The organism is Pseudomonas sp. CGJS7, from assembly GCF_036961695.1.
In genome coordinates, this window is record NZ_JBAMDI010000088.1 from 18,918 (window position 1) to 35,427 (window position 16,510).

Here is a 16,510-nt window from a genome sequence, read left to right on the forward strand (position 1 = left end):
TTTATTTTCAATTGAGTCAAGTTGGGCCGGTGCCAGAGCGCCGGATCGGGCGGAAACGGCGGAAATGCCCAGCATTTTCTGCTGCGACGCAGCAAGAACGGCGTCGCGAGTGCGCGAATGGATAGGCGATTGGGCCCGCGCTGGATCAGGCGCGCGGTCGCCCAAGGGCGAACGAATTCGGCCCGCGGACAGGCCTGCGCCGCGGTTCGGAATCGGCGCGCGGGCGCGCTATGGATCGGCTCGGGCGCAAGCGGCGCCCGCGGCGGTTACGCGTTCGCGCGTACCGCCGCGACGATCGCCGCCGCGGCGGCGTCCGGCGTGTGGGCTTCGGTATCCACCTGGACGATCGGCGCGGGCAACGGCGGGAATTCGAAGCCGCCGTCGCGTTCGATCGCCCGGTACAGATCCGGGTCGGTGAGTTTGCCGAAACGTTTGCGGCTGTCTTCGCCGAGCCGCTGCAAAACGCCGGCCGACGAGCATTGCAGTTCTACGAACAACACCCGCCCGCCTTGCGCTTGCACGCTCTGGATCAAGACATCGATCAAAGCCGGATCCACGCTGGCTTCGGGATGGAAGGTGAAGACGAACGAACGCCCGGCCGCGGCGGCTTCGGCGAACGCGGCGGTCCAGATCGCCGCGCGCAAACGCTTGAAGCCGGGCGTGCCGAATTCGAACAAGGCCAATGCCGCGTCCACGCTCAGATGATTGTGGAACAGCGGCAGCGCCAGCGCTTCGGCCACGCGGCTGCCGATGGTGTGTTTGCCGGAAGCGACGGGACCGTGGATGAAAACGACGTGCATGGGCGGGCGCGGTACGTACGGAGAACCGATTTATAACGCGCTCGCGCGGCCCGCGCCAAGAATCAGCGCGGCGCGGCCGTAGCGGCGCGTTGCGGTCCCGACCAGGCGCGCACCTCGATGCTGAAACCGTAGTTCATGCCCGGATGGCTCTGGGCCACGCGCGCGGCTTCGTCCAGGTCGCGCGCGTCCAGGAACAGCAACGCGGTGACCGGCAAGGCATCGGCTTCGGCGAGCGCCGCGTGCGGGCCGTAGTGGCGCGCCTCGGCGGTCAGCAGGCGCGGTTCGAGCCGATGTCCGGCCTCGTTCTGCGCGGCCGCCCACGGGCCGATGGCCTGGCCCAGTTGCTGTTGTTCGGTTTCGCTCAGCGCGGCGCGGCCGCGGCGGAACACGATGACGTAGGTATTCATGGCGCAAGCGGCTCGTGTGTCGGAGCGCGCACTGTGCCGGCGCGCGGCCGCGGCGGCTTGTAAAAAACCGGCGTCGCGCCGGTCAGGCCGGTTCGCAGGCGGCGAAGAACGCGCTCGGCGTGCGGCCGGTGGCGCGGTGGAAGTCGTGGTTGAAATGGGCCTGGTCGTAATAGCCCGCGGCCAGCGCGAGCTCGGCCAGCCCGCCGCCGGCGCCGTGCAGGCCGATGGCGCGTTGCAGGCGCAGCATCGTGGCGAACTTCTTCGGCGAAACCCCGACCACGCGTTTGAACCGGCGTTCCAGCGCGCTCTGGCTCAGGCCGATGTGGCGGGTCAGCGCGTCGATGCGTTGGCTGGCCGGTTGCCGCTGCAGCCACGTCACCGCCGCGGCGATCAGCGGGTCGGGCGTCGCCGCGCCCAATCGCGCCAGCAAGAACGCCTCCAGTTGCCGCACGCGTTGCGGATGATCGTTGGCGGTGGCGATTTGTTCGTGCAGGCGATCCAGTTCCCCGGCGCTTGCCAGCGCATCGCCCAGGTCCACGGTGGCGCCAGCGAACTCGGCCTGCGAGGGCCGCAGAAACGCCGCCGCGCCGACCGGCGAGAACACCGCCAGCAGCACAGAATGACCAGCCTCGTGCTGATGCGCGCGCAAGCGGTCGCGCAGGCCGGTGAAGGCGGCCAGTGGCACCGCTTCGCCGGCGTCCTGCCGGCAGCGTCCCCGGAACGAGAAGGCTGCGACCGTCGCGGTGTCGGGCAGATGCGTGTCCTCGTGCGCCGCATCGAACTCGACCACCATGAAGCGCTGCACGAACGGCCGCAGCGGCGGGCACGGCGCCTGCTGGAAAACCCGCGGTTGGCGATGAGGCGCGCAGTGCATGCGATGGCGGGACGGCGGCGGTTGCGGACGCGCCACTGTGGCAGGACTTAGCCGGTTCGGGCTAGTGGCGGCAGGGCCGGGCGAGGGCGTGCGAAAATCGTCTCGGCTCGCTCCGGCTCCCGGGTCGCGCCACTGACTTGGCAAGGAATCGCTGACATGGTCGCAATCTCCGCGGTTTTGTATTTTCTCGCCCATCACCCGTTCTGGTCGTTCCCGCTGATCCTGTTCGGCGCGATGGCCTTGGGCGTGCTGATCTCGCGCTGGCGCGGCGGTGGTTGGTGGGCATGGCTGACCTTGGCCGGATTCTTGTTCGCCCAGTTCAACATCTTCACCGGGCATATCCTCAACGCGTGGTTCCTCGATGCGGCCGGCACGCGGAGTACGGCGGTGATCGTCGACAGCCGGCCGACCAACTCCACCCTCAACGACAGCACCGTCTACGAGTACGACGCGGTGCTCAAGACCGCCGACGGCCGCGATGTTGATATCAGCTTCGACACCATGTCGGCCAGCACCTGGCCGATCCGCAACGCGATCCTGATCCCGCCGCAGGGCGCGCCGTTCGTGGCCAAGTACGTGCCGGGGTTCGAACGCAATATCGCGATCATGGTCGATGAGTCGGACTACGGAAAAGCCCTGTTGATCGCCGAAGATCGCGAGCCGGTCCAGCGCGCCGCGCGGCGGCTTGAGGTGAGCCCGGGCAATCCGCGTTACATCGCCGAGTATCGCGCCGAGGTGGCGAAGTTCCTGGCCCGCCATGAGCGCGCGCTGCCCGCGGCCGAGGTCGAGACGTTGCGGCAAAGCCTGAGGGCGTTGCCGGAGCCGGCGCCATGAGCGCCTCGCTGGTTTCCATGCAGGCGCGTGCACCTGCCGAGCAGGGATGAGCGCATGAGCGAAACCTTGTCGGTTCTGCTCGATCGTTTGGCGCAAGATCGGAGTTTGGAAGACCCGCGGCGTTTGCGCGAACGCATCCAGACGCTGGACCGACTGGAACATCTGCGCGACTTCTTGCCGGATGCGCCATCGACCGCGCCGCTGCGCGAGCGTCTCGACGCGGTCGTCGCCCGCCTGGAATCCACCAACGACCGCCTGTATGCGCAACTGCGTGCGAACATTCGCAGCGGCGACACCCGCGGCCTGCGCGAGTGGATGATGCCGTCCGAATCGGCCGCAGACGGCGTCCGCGGCGAAGCCTACGATCACCTCGACGCCTTGCTCGGCGGCGTGTTGCAACTGAGCGAACCCAGCGGCGAGGTCGCGCCGCCGAGTCCGGAGATGGTGTTCTATCAACCCACACCGGCGCGGCATATCGTCGAGCTGATCGGCCGGCTCGGTTTGAGCGAGCGCGATGTGTTGATCGATCTGGGATCCGGGCTCGGTCACGTGCCGTTGCTGGCTTCGCTGCTGACTCCGGCGCGCTGCGTCGGCGTCGAACTGGAACCGGCGTATGTGGCCAGCGCTCGACGCTGCGCCGAGGATTTGCGGTTAGCCAAGGTGAGCTTCGTTCAGGCCGACGCGCGCGACGCCGATCTGTCCCAGGCCACGGTGTTCTATCTGTATACGCCCTTCACCGGCAGCGTGATGGCGCGGATGCTCGAACTGATCCACGCGCAGGCGCGGCAGCGCGAGATCCGCGTGTGCAGCCTGGGACCGTGCACGCAAGTGTTGGCCGGGCAACCCTGGCTGCGCGGCGACGGCGCGCCGCAGTACCCCGATCAAGTCGCGCTGTTCCGGCCGATCGCCTAAGCGCGAACGCACATCGCCGCTTGGTCCGCCGCGGGCGTCGCCGCGCGCACCGGCGAGGCTACCGCCGCGGCCATCAGCGCCGCGACCGCGAGCCAACAGGCGATCTCGCGCAACGAGCGTCGGCGCCGTTTCAACCGCTCCGGATCGCGTCCGGCAAGTTTGAGCCGGTACAGCAGATCGAGCTGGCTGCCGTCGCGGCTAGCCGCATCGTCCAGAATCTCGCCGGCGTCGCCGCGGTGGCCAGACAGCAGCCGGTCCGGGCCGTGGGCGTAATCGTCGCGGAACAGTTCCATGTCGTCCTCCCGCCGTCCTGTCGGTCGGTCCTTGCATGTACTGAACAACGCGCGCGATCGCGGCGGGCGGACATTGCAGCGATGAAACATGCGGCCGCGCGGCGTTCAGCTTTCGCCGCGCGGCTCACCCGACATCACGAAGCGACCGGCTTGCAGTCCGGCCCGACCGCCTGGTTCTTGTCGCTGACGCAGATCTTGAAGCCCTTGGCGATATCGATGATCTCGCGGCTGGCACCGGCTTCCAGGTCGAATTGCTCGAACGGCGCGCCTTCGCAGCTTGCGGCCGCGCCCGCGGGCGTTTTGGCAGGGCAATCGGCGCGGAACAGCGCGTAGTGGCAATGCCCGCTGCGGCTGGCGCGGCAGTCGAACTTGGCGATCTGTTCGCTGACCCGCACCTGGCTGTCGATGATGTCGACGCCGTCGATGTTGGCGCGGTGCACGGTGGTGGTTCCGCCCACGTCGCAACCGAGCAGGGCGCACAGGTAATACAGCAGGGCCATCATATTGCGCATGTCCGACTCCTTGGTCTGCTTGAATGAATGCGTTGTGCCGACCGTGCGCCGCCGACGCAGTTTCGTGCGGGCAACGCACGGCCTCGCCGCGCCGATGCGCGGCGCCGCGCGGTTCCGGAATTTCGTATCGCAGCCGCTGGCGGCCGGTGTATCGGTAGACGCCGCCAAGGCCGCGGATGTGACCCGACTCGGCCGTCCCTGGCCGCGCCGGCGGGGAAGCTACATCGTCTTGAACAAAGTCATGAACGGTTGACTGACCGTCAGCGTCTCCGGCCGGTCGCGCAGACGCACCGTGCCCTTGCCGCTGTCGTCGCGGACGATGCCCGCGATGGCTTTCAGGTTGACGATGGTGGAGCGGTGGATCTGCTTGAACCGGGCGCTGTCGAGCACGTCGAGCAACTCGCGGATCGGCTTGCGCAACAGCGCTTCGCCTTCGGCGGTGACGACGGTGGTGTATTTGTTGTCGGCGCGGAAGTAGACGACGTCGTCGACCAGGATCAGGCGGGTTTCGCGTCCGGCGCTGGCGGTGATCCAGGTCAGCGCGGGTTTCTCCTCGCGCTTGCTCTGGCTGGCGGCCAGGCGCTGGGCCAGTTCGGTCAGCGCGTCGCGTTCGTTCTGGCCGCCGCCGCGCCGCGCTTGCAGGCGCTGCATGGTGATCGCCAGCCGTTCCGGCGTCACCGGCTTGAGCAGGTAGTCGATCGCGCCGTGTTCGAACGCGTCGATGGCGTGCTGGTCGTAAGCGGTGACGAACACGATCTGGGTGTGCGGGCTGACCTCGGGCATCGCCGCGGCCAGATCCAGGCCGGTCAATCCGGGCATGCGGATGTCGAGGAAGGCGATGTCGGGATGGTGTTCGGCCAGCGCTTCCAGCGCGTCGGCGCCGTCCTCGCATTCGGCCACGATCCGCAGTTGCGGCCAGCCCGCTTGCAGCGCTTCGACCAGGGCCTGGCGCAGCAGGGTTTCGTCTTCGGCGACCAGTGCGGTCAGCGCGGGGGCGTGGTTGGGGGAATCAGACACTGACGGTCTCCGGGCTCGGCGCCGGCACGACAATGGTGGCGGCGACGCCGTTGGGGAAGTTGGCGACGATGGTCAACTGCGCGCGCGGGCCGTACACCAGTTGCAAACGCTCGCGCACATTGCGCAGGCCGATGCCGGTGCCGGCGTTCAAAGCGTTGAAACCCAGGCCGTCGTCGGCGACGGTGATCGAGATCGAATCGGCATTGCGCCGCGCCAGAATCCAGACCATGCCGCCGCCGGGCTTGGGTTCCAGGCCGTGCTTGATCGCGTTTTCGACCAGGGTTTGCAGGATCATCGGCGGCAGCTGGATCCCGCGCAGATCTTCGGGCACGTCCAACTGCAAAGCCAGGCGCGGGCCCATGCGCAGCTTGAGGATTTCCAGATAAGCGCGCGAGCGGTCCAGCTCATCGCCGAGCGTGGACAGCGCGTCCTCGGTGCGTGGCAGCGAGCGGCGCAGGAACTCGATCAGATGGCCGAGCATTTCATCGGCGAGCGGCGGATCGTTGCGGGTGAGGTACTGCGCGCTGGCCAGGGTGTTGTAGAGAAAATGCGGCTCGACCTGCGCATGCAGCAAGCTGAGTTTGGCCACCGCCAACTCCTTCTCGGTGGCGGTGCGCGCGGCGTCGGCGCGCTCGTTGCGGCTGCGCTCGGCGATGCGGCGGTTGATCGCGCGGACGATGGCCTCGGCGTTTTCCAGATTGGCGCCGTGATCGACCCGGAACCAGTCGCTCCAGGCGCCGGTTTCCGGCTCGCAGATCAGGGTGATGCGGCTGATGTCGCCGTCGGGCGCGACCGTGGCCAGGATCTGGTTGCGGGTCGCGCTGATCCACCAGTTGTACAGATTCCAGTGCTGCGGATTGGCCGGCCCGGTGGCGTTGGGATCGCCGATGTTGGGATTGTCGACCTTGGCCCGGACTTGCAGGCTGTCGCGCGCGCTTTCCACCGACTTGACCCGCGGCAGCTCGCGGATCGCCGCGTCGAGCAGGTGGAAGGTTTCTTCCGCATCCAGCGGCACCTCGATCTGGCGGCGCTGGCGGTTGGCCATGGTCACCGCATCGACATGCCCGGCGATCAAGCGGACCCGGCGCAGATGCGAGAAGGCGGTGATCATCACCACCACCGACACCACTGTCGCCAGCAGGAACAAGGCGCCGGTGTCCTGATTCCTCACCACCGGTATGACCGAGGCGACCAGCGCCAGCAGCACGAACAGACCGAACCATGCGGCGGCGAGGCGAACGGCGAAGAACAGGCTGCGGATCACGGGGCGTCCGGTGGGTGTTGGCGGATGGAGGGCAGAATAGAACGCCGGCGCCGAAGTGGAAGGGGGCGCGCGACGAAGCCGGGGCGGTGGCGACGAAACGGCCGGGCTTGGGAGCGAAGCGGGTGCCTGCGGGGATGCGGGGTGGGGCGATTTGCCCGGATCCTGGCTGGGTAGGCGGTTTGGGGCATGGATCCCACGGCGGGGAGCGCCGATCCCGCAGCGATGCGGGGCTGGCGTTCCGGCGGGGCCGGCTCATTTCGAGCGCCGAATCCGGTACGCCGCCCAATCGGCCTTTGGACAGGCCAGTCACCGTGCTGTGGGCAGCTTGGTAGAACCGTTCTTTGGATCGGTGCTTCGTTGCGTTATGTATCGCCGGCGCGGCAAGACGGCACTGAATCGAGCGATCTAATAATCGTTCGAAGAGCGCTATCGACTTACTTCAGACACGCGGCGTCAATTCGCGTGGCACACATTTATTCGATTATTCGCACGGTATTGCTGTTGAACAAATTTCGGTCGCGTTGAACAGCGCATTGAACAGGATTGAACAAACAAAATTTCCGCACATTTCAGTCGAATTCAACTTGCATTGTGCGAAGTGGCTCGCTAATCCTATTGCGCGACACGGATGGTCGCAGGTGGGAAGCGATAACTCTGTCGGGCTAGCCCGACACAAGCCTCAATAGCAGCGAATAGAAAACGACAAGCGGCCACGCAGCCATCGATTGCATATCGATTTCCAACCTCCGAAACAGCGAGGTCAGGACAAGCGCCATCGGCAACATTCATAAACGGATTTGGAATTGGCATGAACGCGAACAACAGCGGTAATCGTGGCCTAATCGAGAGAGCTGCATGGGTCATTGCAATTCTGAGCGCGTTTCCGGTTGGCCAAGCCAGCGCTCAGATGATCACCAAAGACCCGTTCGGTCTGGTGGCCAAAATGGAGCAGATCAGCAAGGATTCGGTCGAATTCGGAAAGCAGGCCAAGCGCTGGAACGAGACCGTCAGCCAGTACCAAAAGACGATGGAGCACTACCAGCAGCAGATCATCAAGCTGCAACGGCTGAATTTCGGCCAGAAGCCGATGGAAGACAGCTTCCCGCCACGGCCTGCCGACTACGGCATGGAAGACATATGCCCCGGACCGGGCAAGGGCATCAAGGAGCAACTGACCAAGGCGTTCCGCCAAGCCATGCCGAAGCTGGAAGGAAACGTGGTGGATGAGCAACAAGCCATTTGCCAGCGCATGGTTTACGCCGAGAACCTGAAGTACAACGAGTCCGTCGGCATGTTGCGCACCTTGATGCAACGCAGTCGTGAGTTCGCCCAGATCGAGAGCCAACGCGACGCCGTCAACGGCGGCCAGGGCGCGCTGGCCGCCAACGACAACGAGGCCTATCGGTTCGTTGCCCGCAACCAACTAGAACTGGACTACTGGCAGGCCCGCATGAAGGCCTACGACGACTACATCGCCGCGCTCAAATGGGATCACACCCGTTTGGCCAAGCGGGCGCTACGCGGGAAGAAAGGCGCGCTGGACGGCATTGTTCCAACCGACATGGTCAAGGCGGCGCTCGGCCAATAGGTCATCTCTTTATTCTCGAATAGGTCATACCAACATGGATTTGTTGAACTTGCCGTTAGACATGCTCAGCTGGCTTTCGCCGTCATCGCAAGGCGGACTGGCCGATTACGCGCTGTTTCGCCTCATCAGTGGATGGATCACGACCCGAGTCGAGGACTTTGGGCTGGCGCTGATGGGACGGTCGATGTCGTTTGTGGGAGGGGTAGGGTTTTCCTTCGCCTTGCTCTGGCTGGTCTTCCAGGGCTACCGAATCCTCGGCGGCGCGCGGGAACCGATGATGGGCACCGTTCTGCAAGGAGCGCGGATGGCGGTCATCTTCGGTATCGCCACCACGATGGCGGTGAACAATATTTCGTTGAACTCGTTCTTGACCAAGGACATGGACAAGGCGATTCACGAGTTGGTGACCGGGAAGAAAAATCAGACGACCGCGAACAGCATCGATAAGTCGCTTGCCGTGGTGCAGCTCGCGATAACGGCTATCGATGGTGTTCAGCTGCTTGAGGCGGACCCGGAGTTGTTGGAGGAGAAGCGGAGCGCGAAAGCGTGGGCAACCATGGGTTCGGCTGGTCCCGCCATCGCAGCCGGTTGCATGCTGTTGCTTTGGACTTTCGCGCTCAACTTATGGATCGGTCTTGGGCCGATCTTCATCTTTGCGCTGGCATTTCCTGCTACCAAAAGCATGTTCACATCGTGGCTGAAATACGGGATAGGCACGTTGTTCTCGTTGGCCGTCCTGAGTTTTGTCGCCAATCTGCTGCTTGACCTTACGGTTCGTATAGCCACGTTCATGTGGCTGGCTAAGCTGGCCAATATTCCAGGTCTGAGTGCTGAGGGCATTACTAATCAGGCGATGCAGCAAGGTAGCGTAGGGATGATCATGACTGTGCTGATAATTTCGGTCCCGCCAATGGCAGCGCATTTCTTCCAAGGGCAGATAGGCAACTTCGTTTCCAGCTCGGCATTTGGCAGATGGGGTCAGGGAGGAGGAGGTGGAGGGGGCGGGCCAAGCCAAGGCCCTCCTCCCGCGGTTGTAAATCCGGTTCAAGATTCCAGTAGGGGGAACAACCAAACACCTCAGACAACCTACTCGCATATGAATCGGTCTGTCGATCAAGCGACACCAAAACATGAGAATCGCGTTAAGTCTGCTGATGAGGTCCGCAAGGAGTGACCGCCGTGAAAAAACTTCTTGCTCTGCTACTTGCATTTGTATCGCCGGCATACGCGGAAGGCGGCTGTCCGCCGGGGCAAATGCCGGGAAACCTCTCGGCTTCGGAGGGCACGGCAGCATCCATGGCTAGTTGTGTTCCCATTCCGGCGAATGGTCCGAGTAAGCCCCGGTGGGAAAGCCGTTGGGGAGCTGTTGCAACAGACGAGAATGGGCAATTTGGCATTGTCACAGGCATGAAAAGCGAGCGGAAAGCTAAGCAGGCCGCGCTGATTGAATGCGAGAAACGCTCTAGTGCAACATGCAATGCAAACTTCGCATTCCGCAATCAGTGTGCTGCGGTAGTTAATTCTCGCACACAGTCATTTTCTCAAAGCGCAGCAACAGAAGCAGAGGCAAGTGCGATTGGTCAGCGCCGCTGTGGGGAGTCCAGCGCTGGCGAATGCTGGGTCTACTACAGTGGTTGCAGCCTCCCCGTCCGTGCTCGCTAACGACTCACTCGATACGAATGCTATGAGCACGAAATCTGTCTTGATTCAACGCAGTGCCAACATCTCCAGGTTCTTGTCTTTTGTGGCCTTTGCCTTCTGGGGTGTGGCAATCAGTATGCTGGCCCTCGGGTGGGGAACTCTATTCGTGCCGATGCTAAAACTGGCGATTCTTGTCGGACTAGTTGCCGTTTTATTCCAGGGCCTAGTTGCGATCGGGTATACCTGGTGCGTGTTTTCTGCAATAGCATTCCGTCCCAAGAAGCCTTCGGAGTCTGTTCAAGCCGAAACCCGGCTACTGGTTTCTTGGGGCATCGCGTGGTTGTGCTTCGCTACTTTGTTTCTAGGCGCTTCCCTCATGCCGTATGTGTTGCTCAGGCCTTGGTTCTTTGTGGTGCTTTTGACTGGCTGCGTTGGGCAGGCTATCGGTATTCGTTTGTCCCGCCATCAGCATCTCGCCCGAACCGATGCTTCAGATGGGAAGCCGGATGGATCCTCATTTTTAGCGTAACGTTCTTGCCTGCTGGGGGCTCAACCGGCCGCGCCGGCCTTCTTCGACCGCTTCATCCGATACATCGCCTGATCGGCCTTTTCCAGCAGATCGGTGAGGTCTTCGCCGTCGTCGGGATACACCGCGCAGCCGATGCTGGCGTCGAGCGCGATCGGGCGTTGTTCGAACTCGAAGGCGAAGCGCAGCGATTGGGCCAGGCGCTCGGCCTGGGCGGCGGCGCCTTCGCGGTGTTCGATCCGCGGCAGGATCACCGCGAATTCGTCGCCGCCGACCCGCGCCACCGTGTCGCCGGCGCGGGCGAGTTGTTTCATGCGTTCGGCGAATTCGCGGATGGCGGCGTCGCCGGCGCGATGGCCGAGGTGGTCGTTGACCGGCTTGAGCCCGTCCATGTCGAGATTGAGGATGCCGATGCGGCGCGATTCGCGGTGCGCCTGGGCCAGGTTGTGGCGCAGGCGGTCGTAGAACAGCGCGCGGTTGGGCAGGCCGGTCAAGGCATCGTGAGTGGCCTGGTAGAACAGCTCGTTGGTTTCGTACTTGGCGGCGTGGTACATCGCCGCGGCGATCAGGCCCGACATCAGGTCGAGCAGATGCAGATCGTCGTCGCCGAAGCCGTGCGGTATCCGCGACATGACCTTGAGCACGCCGACCACCGATTCGTGATGCTTGAGCGGCACCACGATCATCGAACGCAGGCCGACCGCGCGGCACGCGGCGCGGTCCACCCGCGGGTCGGTTTCCGAATCGTCGCAGCGCAGCGGCGCGCCGGCGGCCACGCAATGGCCCGACAGGCTGGCGCCGCGGCTCAGGCGCATGCCCAGGCTGGACTCGGCGATGCCGGCGGCGGCGCGATAGACCATGTCCTCGCCTTCGGCCAGCTCGACCACGGCCCCGACCGCGCCGGTGAGGGTTTGCGCGCGGTTGGCGACCAGGTCCATCACCCCGCCCAGGTCCAGCCCGAGCTTGGCGATCTCGGTCTGGGTCTGGATCACTTTGAGCAGGCGCTCGGAGAACGTCTGCAGTTGTGGTTCCTGCATATTCATTGCAATCACCCCCCGGCGACCGCGGCAGTATATCGCCGGCAGGGTGAGGGAGTGTGGCGGAAGGATGCCCGCATTCAGGCCGGCAGGCACAGCGGTTTGCCGCCGGTAACCGGCGCCGAATAAGCTGCGCAGCGAGCGCACGGGCCAACAGGAGGGCCGGACATGCCGAAGGAACGGATCGAGCACCAGGCGTTGGACATCGCGCTGCCGGAGCGGACGAGCTTGCACGACGTGGTGAGCGAGGTGATCGATCGCGGCCGCCAGGGCTGGGAACCCGAGCGGGTCCGGCAGGCGCTGGTCGATCTTGGCCTGTCGGCGGGCGATGCCGACCTGGCCTGGGACCGGACCCACGGCGGCATCGTCCGGGCCGGCAGCGGGGCGCGCGACAACCGGCCGGACCGGCATCACGACCCCATCGCCTGGACCGCGTATGAGTTGGCCGTCGCCGACCGATCGATCATCCGCGACCTGCATCCGCCGGATCATCCGCCGCGTCCTTGGTGGCGTTGGACGCCTTGGTGACGACCCCGTAGGACGGTAAGTGGCCGGCTGCGCTGGGTAAGACAGATTCTCGAGGTTGCCGCGAGACGTTGACGTAGCGTTTCCAGGGCGATAGAGGCTATGGCGCTTCGTCTGCCGTGTCTGGTTTATTCCGAATTGGTTCGGGCGCCGATGAGGAGCGCTCAATCACATTCGGCGGTCTCCCTCAACGCGGTGAGCGCAGAACTTCATCGAGGTAAGGCAAGGCAATTGGCGAGGGTGCAGTGCCTATGTTTGCGTGCTGAACGCGAAACAGGATTGGCACGATCTCGGATGAATTGAACACTGTGAAAGGCTGGCCCCAGAACATGTTGTGTAGGTATGAGCCGTTGCCAAGCTCTGACATGTTATAGGCTCCTTCTCCCGTAAAAAGGTTGATCTGAGTATTTGGCGGCAAATAAGTGCCACCAAACCAAAACAACCTGTCTCTTAGCGGGGTGACCGTGCCGTTTGGGATTCTGTACCCGATCATCATCCCAAGATTTGTTGTGTCTACATAATCAATGGCGCGCAAGCAAATGCATTCCGCATTCGGAACCCCTGGCGCTCGCACTGTGTCGACGATGATGTCGCGAAGTGAAGTCGTGAAGTTCACTGGCAGGTCCTGTTACAGGAGTCGTTTGATGAATCGGGGGAACAGACCAAGAGCTCCCGATATGACGGCTATGGCAAGTACTGTTGAACCAAACCCCAGAAGTTTAGGGTCTTGTACAAGTCCAAAGCCTACTGGGCCTAAGATGCCCGTGATGCCCAGGAAGACTTTTGTGTAGCCGGCTGAGTTTTTGGCCGTGCTTACCTCGCTATTTAGGCGCGCTACCTCTAGCTCGTTCTGGTGGTTCTTTTTCACTAGTTGGTCGTGCTGGAATTCAAGTCGCGAGAGCTTTCCTTTAAGTTCTCGGATCTCGTTATCAAGATGGGTGGCTATACCTACGACCAAGGCATTCGCTCCCTCACTCCCGAACCCGCGCCCGCTATTGGCGGCACTATCAAGTGCGGAGATTAGTTGGCTGCTTGGGAATGGAGTTCTCGGTACAGGAGTGGGTTCGGGAGGCCGCTGTTGCTGACCATCCGCGCCAGCGATTACTGGCAATGTGTTATGGGGTTCTTCTGAAGACATTCGACCCTTCCGAGAGTCCATTCTGGGGCGATCTTATCAGGAGATTTGTGGGAAAGTTAGTTGTATTGGTACTTCGAGTAGGTACCCATGATCTCCACTATGGACATGAAAGCCAATTTCTTAGAGCGTGATGAGATTTATGTTCTTAATGGTGGATTATTGATGCAGGGGCGGTGTAATTCGAAGTTGCCAGTATTCTGATTTTCCAAAACGAACAGGCCCCGCATTTCGACGGGGCCTGTTCGCGAACTCTGATTGAAGTAGATGAGTTTTAGTTATGCCTCGACTTCTTCCTTATACGCATCGATCGGAATGCACGCGCACATGACGTTCTTGTCGCCGTACACGTTGTCCACGCGCGACACCGGCGGCCAGTACTTCTGCAGCTTCAGCGACGGCAGCGGGAACGCGGCCAACTCGCGCGGATAAGCGCGGGTCCACTCGCTCGCGGTGACTTGCGTGGCGGTGTGCGGGGCGTGCTTGAGCGGGTTGTCTTCGCGGTCCAGGCGGCCGTCTTCGACCGCGCGGATTTCGTCGCGGATCTGGATCATCGCGTCGATGAAGCGGTCCAGCTCGTGCTGCGATTCGCTCTCGGTCGGTTCGACCATCAGCGTGCCGGCGACCGGGAAGCTCAGGGTCGGGGCGTGGAAGCCGAAGTCGATCAGGCGCTTGGCCACGTCCTCGGCGCTGATGCCGGTGGCGTCCTTGATCGGGCGCAGGTCGAGGATGCACTCGTGCGCGACCAGGCCGTTGCGGCCGGTGTAGAGGGTTTCGTAATGCGGCGCCAGACGCTTGGCGATGTAGTTGGCGTTGAGCAACGCCACCTGGGTCGCCTTGCGCAGGCCCTGGGTGCCCATCAGGGTGATGTACATCCACGAGATCGGCAGGATGCTGGCCGAGCCGAAGCTGGCGGCGCTGACCATGCCGACCACGCCTTCGCCATCGACGGTCTTGGGCAGGAACGGGGCGAGGTGCGACTTGACCGCGCACGGGCCGACGCCCGGGCCGCCGCCGCCGTGCGGGATGCAGAAGGTCTTGTGCAGGTTGAGGTGGGAAACGTCCGAGCCCCACTTGCCGGGCTTGGCCACGCCGACCAGGGCGTTCATGTTGGCGCCGTCGGTGTACACCTGGCCGCCGTGCTTGTGGATGATCTCGCAGATCTCCACCACCTCTTCCTCGAACACGCCGTGCGTGGATGGGTAGGTCATCATGATCGCGGCCAGACGGCTGCTGTACTTCTCGGCGTTGCGGCGGATGTCTTCGACATCGACGTTGCCGTTGCTGTCGGTCTTGGTCACGACCACGGTCATGCCGCACATCTGCGCCGAGGCCGGGTTGGTGCCGTGGGCGGAGTCCGGAATCAGGCAGATGTCGCGATGGTCTTCGCCGCGCGAACGGTGGTAGGCGCGGATCGCCAGCAGGCCGGCGTATTCGCCCTGCGCGCCGGAGTTGGGCTGCAGGCTGACCGCGTCGTAGCCGGTGCACTCCACCAGCATCGCTTCGAGTTCGTCGATCAGCTGCTTGTAGCCGACGGTCTGCGCGGCCGGGGCCAGCGGGTGGATGTTGCCGAACTCAGGCCAGGTCACCGGGATCATTTCGGCGGTGGCGTTGAGCTTCATGGTGCAGCTGCCCAGCGGGATCATGGTGCGATCCATCGCCAGATCCTTGTCGGCCAGCGAGCGCATGTAGCGCAGCAGCTCGTGTTCGCTGTGGTGGGTGTTGAACACCGGGTGCTGCAGGAACGAGGACTTGCGCGCCAGCGAGGCCGGGATGGCGTCGGCGGTGGAAGCATCCAGCGCGTCGATGTCGAGCGCGGCGCCGAACAGGCCGGCCAGCGCGGTCAGGTCTTCGCGGGCGACGGTTTCGTCCAGGCTCAGGCTGAGGCTGGCGGCGTCGATCTCGCGCAGGTTGATGCCGGCGGCGGCGGCCTTGGCATGGATCGCCTTGGCGTCGATGCCGCTGACGTGCAGGGTGTCGAAGAAACCGTCGGCGACGCTGACGCCGGCCTTACGCAGCGCGGCGGCCAGGATCGCGGCCTGGCGGTGGACGCGGCGGGCGATCCGGGTCAGGCCGTCGGGGCCGTGGTAGACCGCGTACATGCTGGCCATCACCGCCAGCAGCACCTGCGCGGTGCAGATGTTGCTGGTGGCCTTCTCGCGGCGGATGTGCTGCTCGCGGGTCTGCAGGGTCAGGCGGTAGGCCGGCTTGCCGTCGGTGTCGACCGACACGCCGATCAGGCGGCCGGGCATCGAGCGCTTGTAGGCGTCGCGGCAGGCCATGAAGCCGGCGTGCGGGCCGCCGAAGCCGAACGGCACGCCGAAACGCTGGGTGTTGCCGACCACGATGTCGGCGCCGAATTCGCCCGGCGCCTTGAGCAGGGTCAGCGCGAGCAGATCGCTGGCGACCGCGACGATGCCGCCGCGCGCGTGGACCGCGTCGGACACGGCCTGGTAGTCGTGCACGCCGCCGAAGGTGTCCGGGTACTGCAACAGCGCGCCGAAGGAATCGACCGTCGCCGCCTCGGCGTCGTCGCCGACGTGCAGCTTGATCTCCAGCGGCTCGGCGCGGGTGCGCAGCACTTCCAGCGTCTGCGGGTGGATGTTCTTGGAGACGAAGAAAGTGTCGGACTTGGACTTGGCCGAACGCTTGGCCAGGGTCATCGCCTCGGCCGCGGCGGTGCCTTCGTCGAGCAGCGACGCGTTGGCGATTTCCATCCCGGTCAGGTCGGCGACCATGGTCTGGAAGTTGATCAGCGCTTCCATCCGGCCCTGCGAGATTTCCGCCTGGTACGGCGTGTACGCCGTGTACCACGCCGGGTTTTCCAGGATGTTGCGCAGGATGACGTTGGGGGTGTGGGTGCCGTAGTAGCCGCGGCCGATGAAGCTGCGGAACACCTTGTTCTGGCTGGCGATGGCGCGGATCTTGGCCAGGGCCTCGACTTCGCTGATCGCGCGCGGCAGGGCCAGCGGCTGGGTCGACTTGATCGAGCCGGGGACGATGGCGTCGGTGAGCGCTTCGAGCGAGTCGTAGCCGACTTGCCCCAGCATGTGGCCGATCTCGGCGTCGTTGGGGCCGATGTGGCGCTCGATGAAAGCGTCGTGGTGCTCGAGATCGCGCAGGGATACGTTCGTCATGGGCAGGG

Annotated in this window: 18 protein-coding genes; 8 read left to right on the top strand and 10 right to left on the bottom strand. The window is 63.9% G+C overall.

Annotated elements, in window-relative coordinates; translation table 11 throughout:
* Positions 1-266: 266 nt before the first annotated feature.
* The 3 genes from V7787_RS36245 to V7787_RS36255 all read right to left on the bottom strand — a co-directional run bounded on the left by V7787_RS36245 (position 267) and on the right by V7787_RS36255 (position 2,081).
* Positions 267-800, bottom strand: a complete 534-nt coding sequence (locus V7787_RS36245; RefSeq protein WP_336092261.1) for a hypothetical protein — start codon at positions 798-800, stop codon at positions 267-269.
* Positions 801-862: 62 nt separating this feature from the next.
* Positions 863-1,207: a hypothetical protein gene (locus V7787_RS36250; protein ID WP_336092263.1), complete on the bottom strand. Its 345-nt coding sequence runs from the start codon at positions 1,205-1,207 to the stop codon at positions 863-865.
* A gap of 82 nt (positions 1,208-1,289) precedes the next feature.
* On the bottom strand, positions 1,290-2,081 hold the full coding sequence (locus V7787_RS36255) for a helix-turn-helix domain-containing protein (protein ID WP_336092265.1): 792 nt from the start codon (positions 2,079-2,081) through the stop codon (positions 1,290-1,292).
* 156 nt (positions 2,082-2,237) lie between these two features.
* Between V7787_RS36255 and V7787_RS36260 the strand changes: the two genes are divergently transcribed.
* Together V7787_RS36260 and V7787_RS36265 are read left to right on the top strand one after the other, a co-directional pair.
* On the top strand, positions 2,238-2,915 hold the full coding sequence (locus tag V7787_RS36260) for a hypothetical protein (RefSeq protein WP_336092268.1): 678 nt from the start codon (positions 2,238-2,240) through the stop codon (positions 2,913-2,915).
* Positions 2,916-2,969: 54 nt separating this feature from the next.
* A complete protein-coding gene (locus V7787_RS36265; RefSeq protein ID WP_336092270.1) occupies positions 2,970-3,827 on the top strand; it encodes a methyltransferase domain-containing protein in 858 nt (285 codons plus the stop codon).
* Here the strand turns inward: V7787_RS36265 and V7787_RS36270 are convergent.
* Both V7787_RS36270 and V7787_RS36275 read right to left on the bottom strand, forming a co-directional pair.
* The gene (locus V7787_RS36270; RefSeq protein ID WP_336092273.1) at positions 3,824-4,120 is read right to left on the bottom strand and encodes a hypothetical protein; all 297 of its coding nucleotides are present in this window, start codon (positions 4,118-4,120) and stop codon (positions 3,824-3,826) included. The genes V7787_RS36265 and V7787_RS36270 overlap by 4 nt on opposite strands.
* 134 nt (positions 4,121-4,254) lie before the next feature.
* Complete coding sequence (locus V7787_RS36275) at positions 4,255-4,632, bottom strand: hypothetical protein (protein WP_336092275.1); 378 nt, start codon at positions 4,630-4,632, stop codon at positions 4,255-4,257.
* Here V7787_RS36275 and V7787_RS36280 point away from each other — a divergent pair.
* On the top strand, positions 4,631-4,885 hold the full coding sequence (locus V7787_RS36280) for a hypothetical protein (RefSeq protein WP_336092277.1): 255 nt from the start codon (positions 4,631-4,633) through the stop codon (positions 4,883-4,885). The genes V7787_RS36275 and V7787_RS36280 overlap by 2 nt on opposite strands.
* Here the strand turns inward: V7787_RS36280 and V7787_RS36285 are convergent.
* Both V7787_RS36285 and V7787_RS36290 read right to left on the bottom strand, forming a co-directional pair.
* Complete coding sequence (locus tag V7787_RS36285; protein ID WP_336092279.1) at positions 4,852-5,649, bottom strand: LytR/AlgR family response regulator transcription factor; 798 nt, start codon at positions 5,647-5,649, stop codon at positions 4,852-4,854. The genes V7787_RS36280 and V7787_RS36285 overlap by 34 nt on opposite strands.
* A complete protein-coding gene (locus V7787_RS36290; protein WP_336092281.1) occupies positions 5,642-6,913 on the bottom strand; it encodes a histidine kinase in 1,272 nt (423 codons plus the stop codon). Before V7787_RS36290 ends, V7787_RS36285 begins: the two co-directional genes overlap by 8 nt.
* A 907-nt stretch (positions 6,914-7,820) precedes the next feature.
* On the opposite strand from V7787_RS36290, the gene V7787_RS36295 reads away from it, so the two are divergent.
* The 4 genes from V7787_RS36295 (at position 7,821) to V7787_RS36305 (ending at position 10,671) form a co-directional block, all read left to right on the top strand.
* A complete protein-coding gene (locus V7787_RS36295) occupies positions 7,821-8,501 on the top strand; it encodes a hypothetical protein (protein ID WP_336092282.1) in 681 nt (226 codons plus the stop codon).
* Between the two features lie 34 nt (positions 8,502-8,535).
* Positions 8,536-9,675: a type IV secretion system protein gene (locus tag V7787_RS36300; protein ID WP_336092284.1), complete on the top strand. Its 1,140-nt coding sequence runs from the start codon at positions 8,536-8,538 to the stop codon at positions 9,673-9,675.
* A gap of 122 nt (positions 9,676-9,797) precedes the next feature.
* Positions 9,798-10,163 carry a DUF4189 domain-containing protein gene (locus tag V7787_RS53205; RefSeq protein ID WP_442965347.1) on the top strand — a complete coding sequence of 122 codons (366 nt, stop codon included), beginning with the start codon at positions 9,798-9,800 and terminating at the stop codon, positions 10,161-10,163.
* Positions 10,164-10,185: 22 nt separating this feature from the next.
* Positions 10,186-10,671, top strand: coding sequence for a hypothetical protein (locus V7787_RS36305; RefSeq protein WP_336092286.1), 486 nt, complete (start codon positions 10,186-10,188; stop codon positions 10,669-10,671).
* 20 nt (positions 10,672-10,691) lie between these two features.
* Here the strand turns inward: V7787_RS36305 and V7787_RS36310 are convergent, their stop codons facing one another.
* Positions 10,692-11,711: a sensor domain-containing diguanylate cyclase gene (locus V7787_RS36310; RefSeq protein ID WP_336092288.1), complete on the bottom strand. Its 1,020-nt coding sequence runs from the start codon at positions 11,709-11,711 to the stop codon at positions 10,692-10,694.
* Positions 11,712-11,873: 162 nt separating this feature from the next.
* Here V7787_RS36310 and V7787_RS36315 point away from each other — a divergent pair, with 162 nt between their 5' ends.
* Positions 11,874-12,233 (top strand): hypothetical protein, encoded by a 360-nt coding sequence (locus tag V7787_RS36315; RefSeq protein WP_336092290.1) that lies wholly within the window; start codon positions 11,874-11,876, stop codon positions 12,231-12,233.
* Between the two features lie 184 nt (positions 12,234-12,417).
* Here V7787_RS36315 and V7787_RS36320 read toward each other — a convergent pair whose 3' ends face one another.
* Together V7787_RS36320 and gcvP are read right to left on the bottom strand one after the other, a co-directional pair.
* Positions 12,418-12,846 (bottom strand): hypothetical protein, encoded by a 429-nt coding sequence (locus tag V7787_RS36320; protein WP_336092292.1) that lies wholly within the window; start codon positions 12,844-12,846, stop codon positions 12,418-12,420.
* 797 nt (positions 12,847-13,643) lie between these two features.
* Entirely contained in the window at positions 13,644-16,502 is a 2,859-nt protein-coding gene (gcvP, locus tag V7787_RS36325; RefSeq protein ID WP_336092294.1) for an aminomethyl-transferring glycine dehydrogenase, read from the bottom strand.
* Positions 16,503-16,510: the final 8 nt, after the last annotated feature.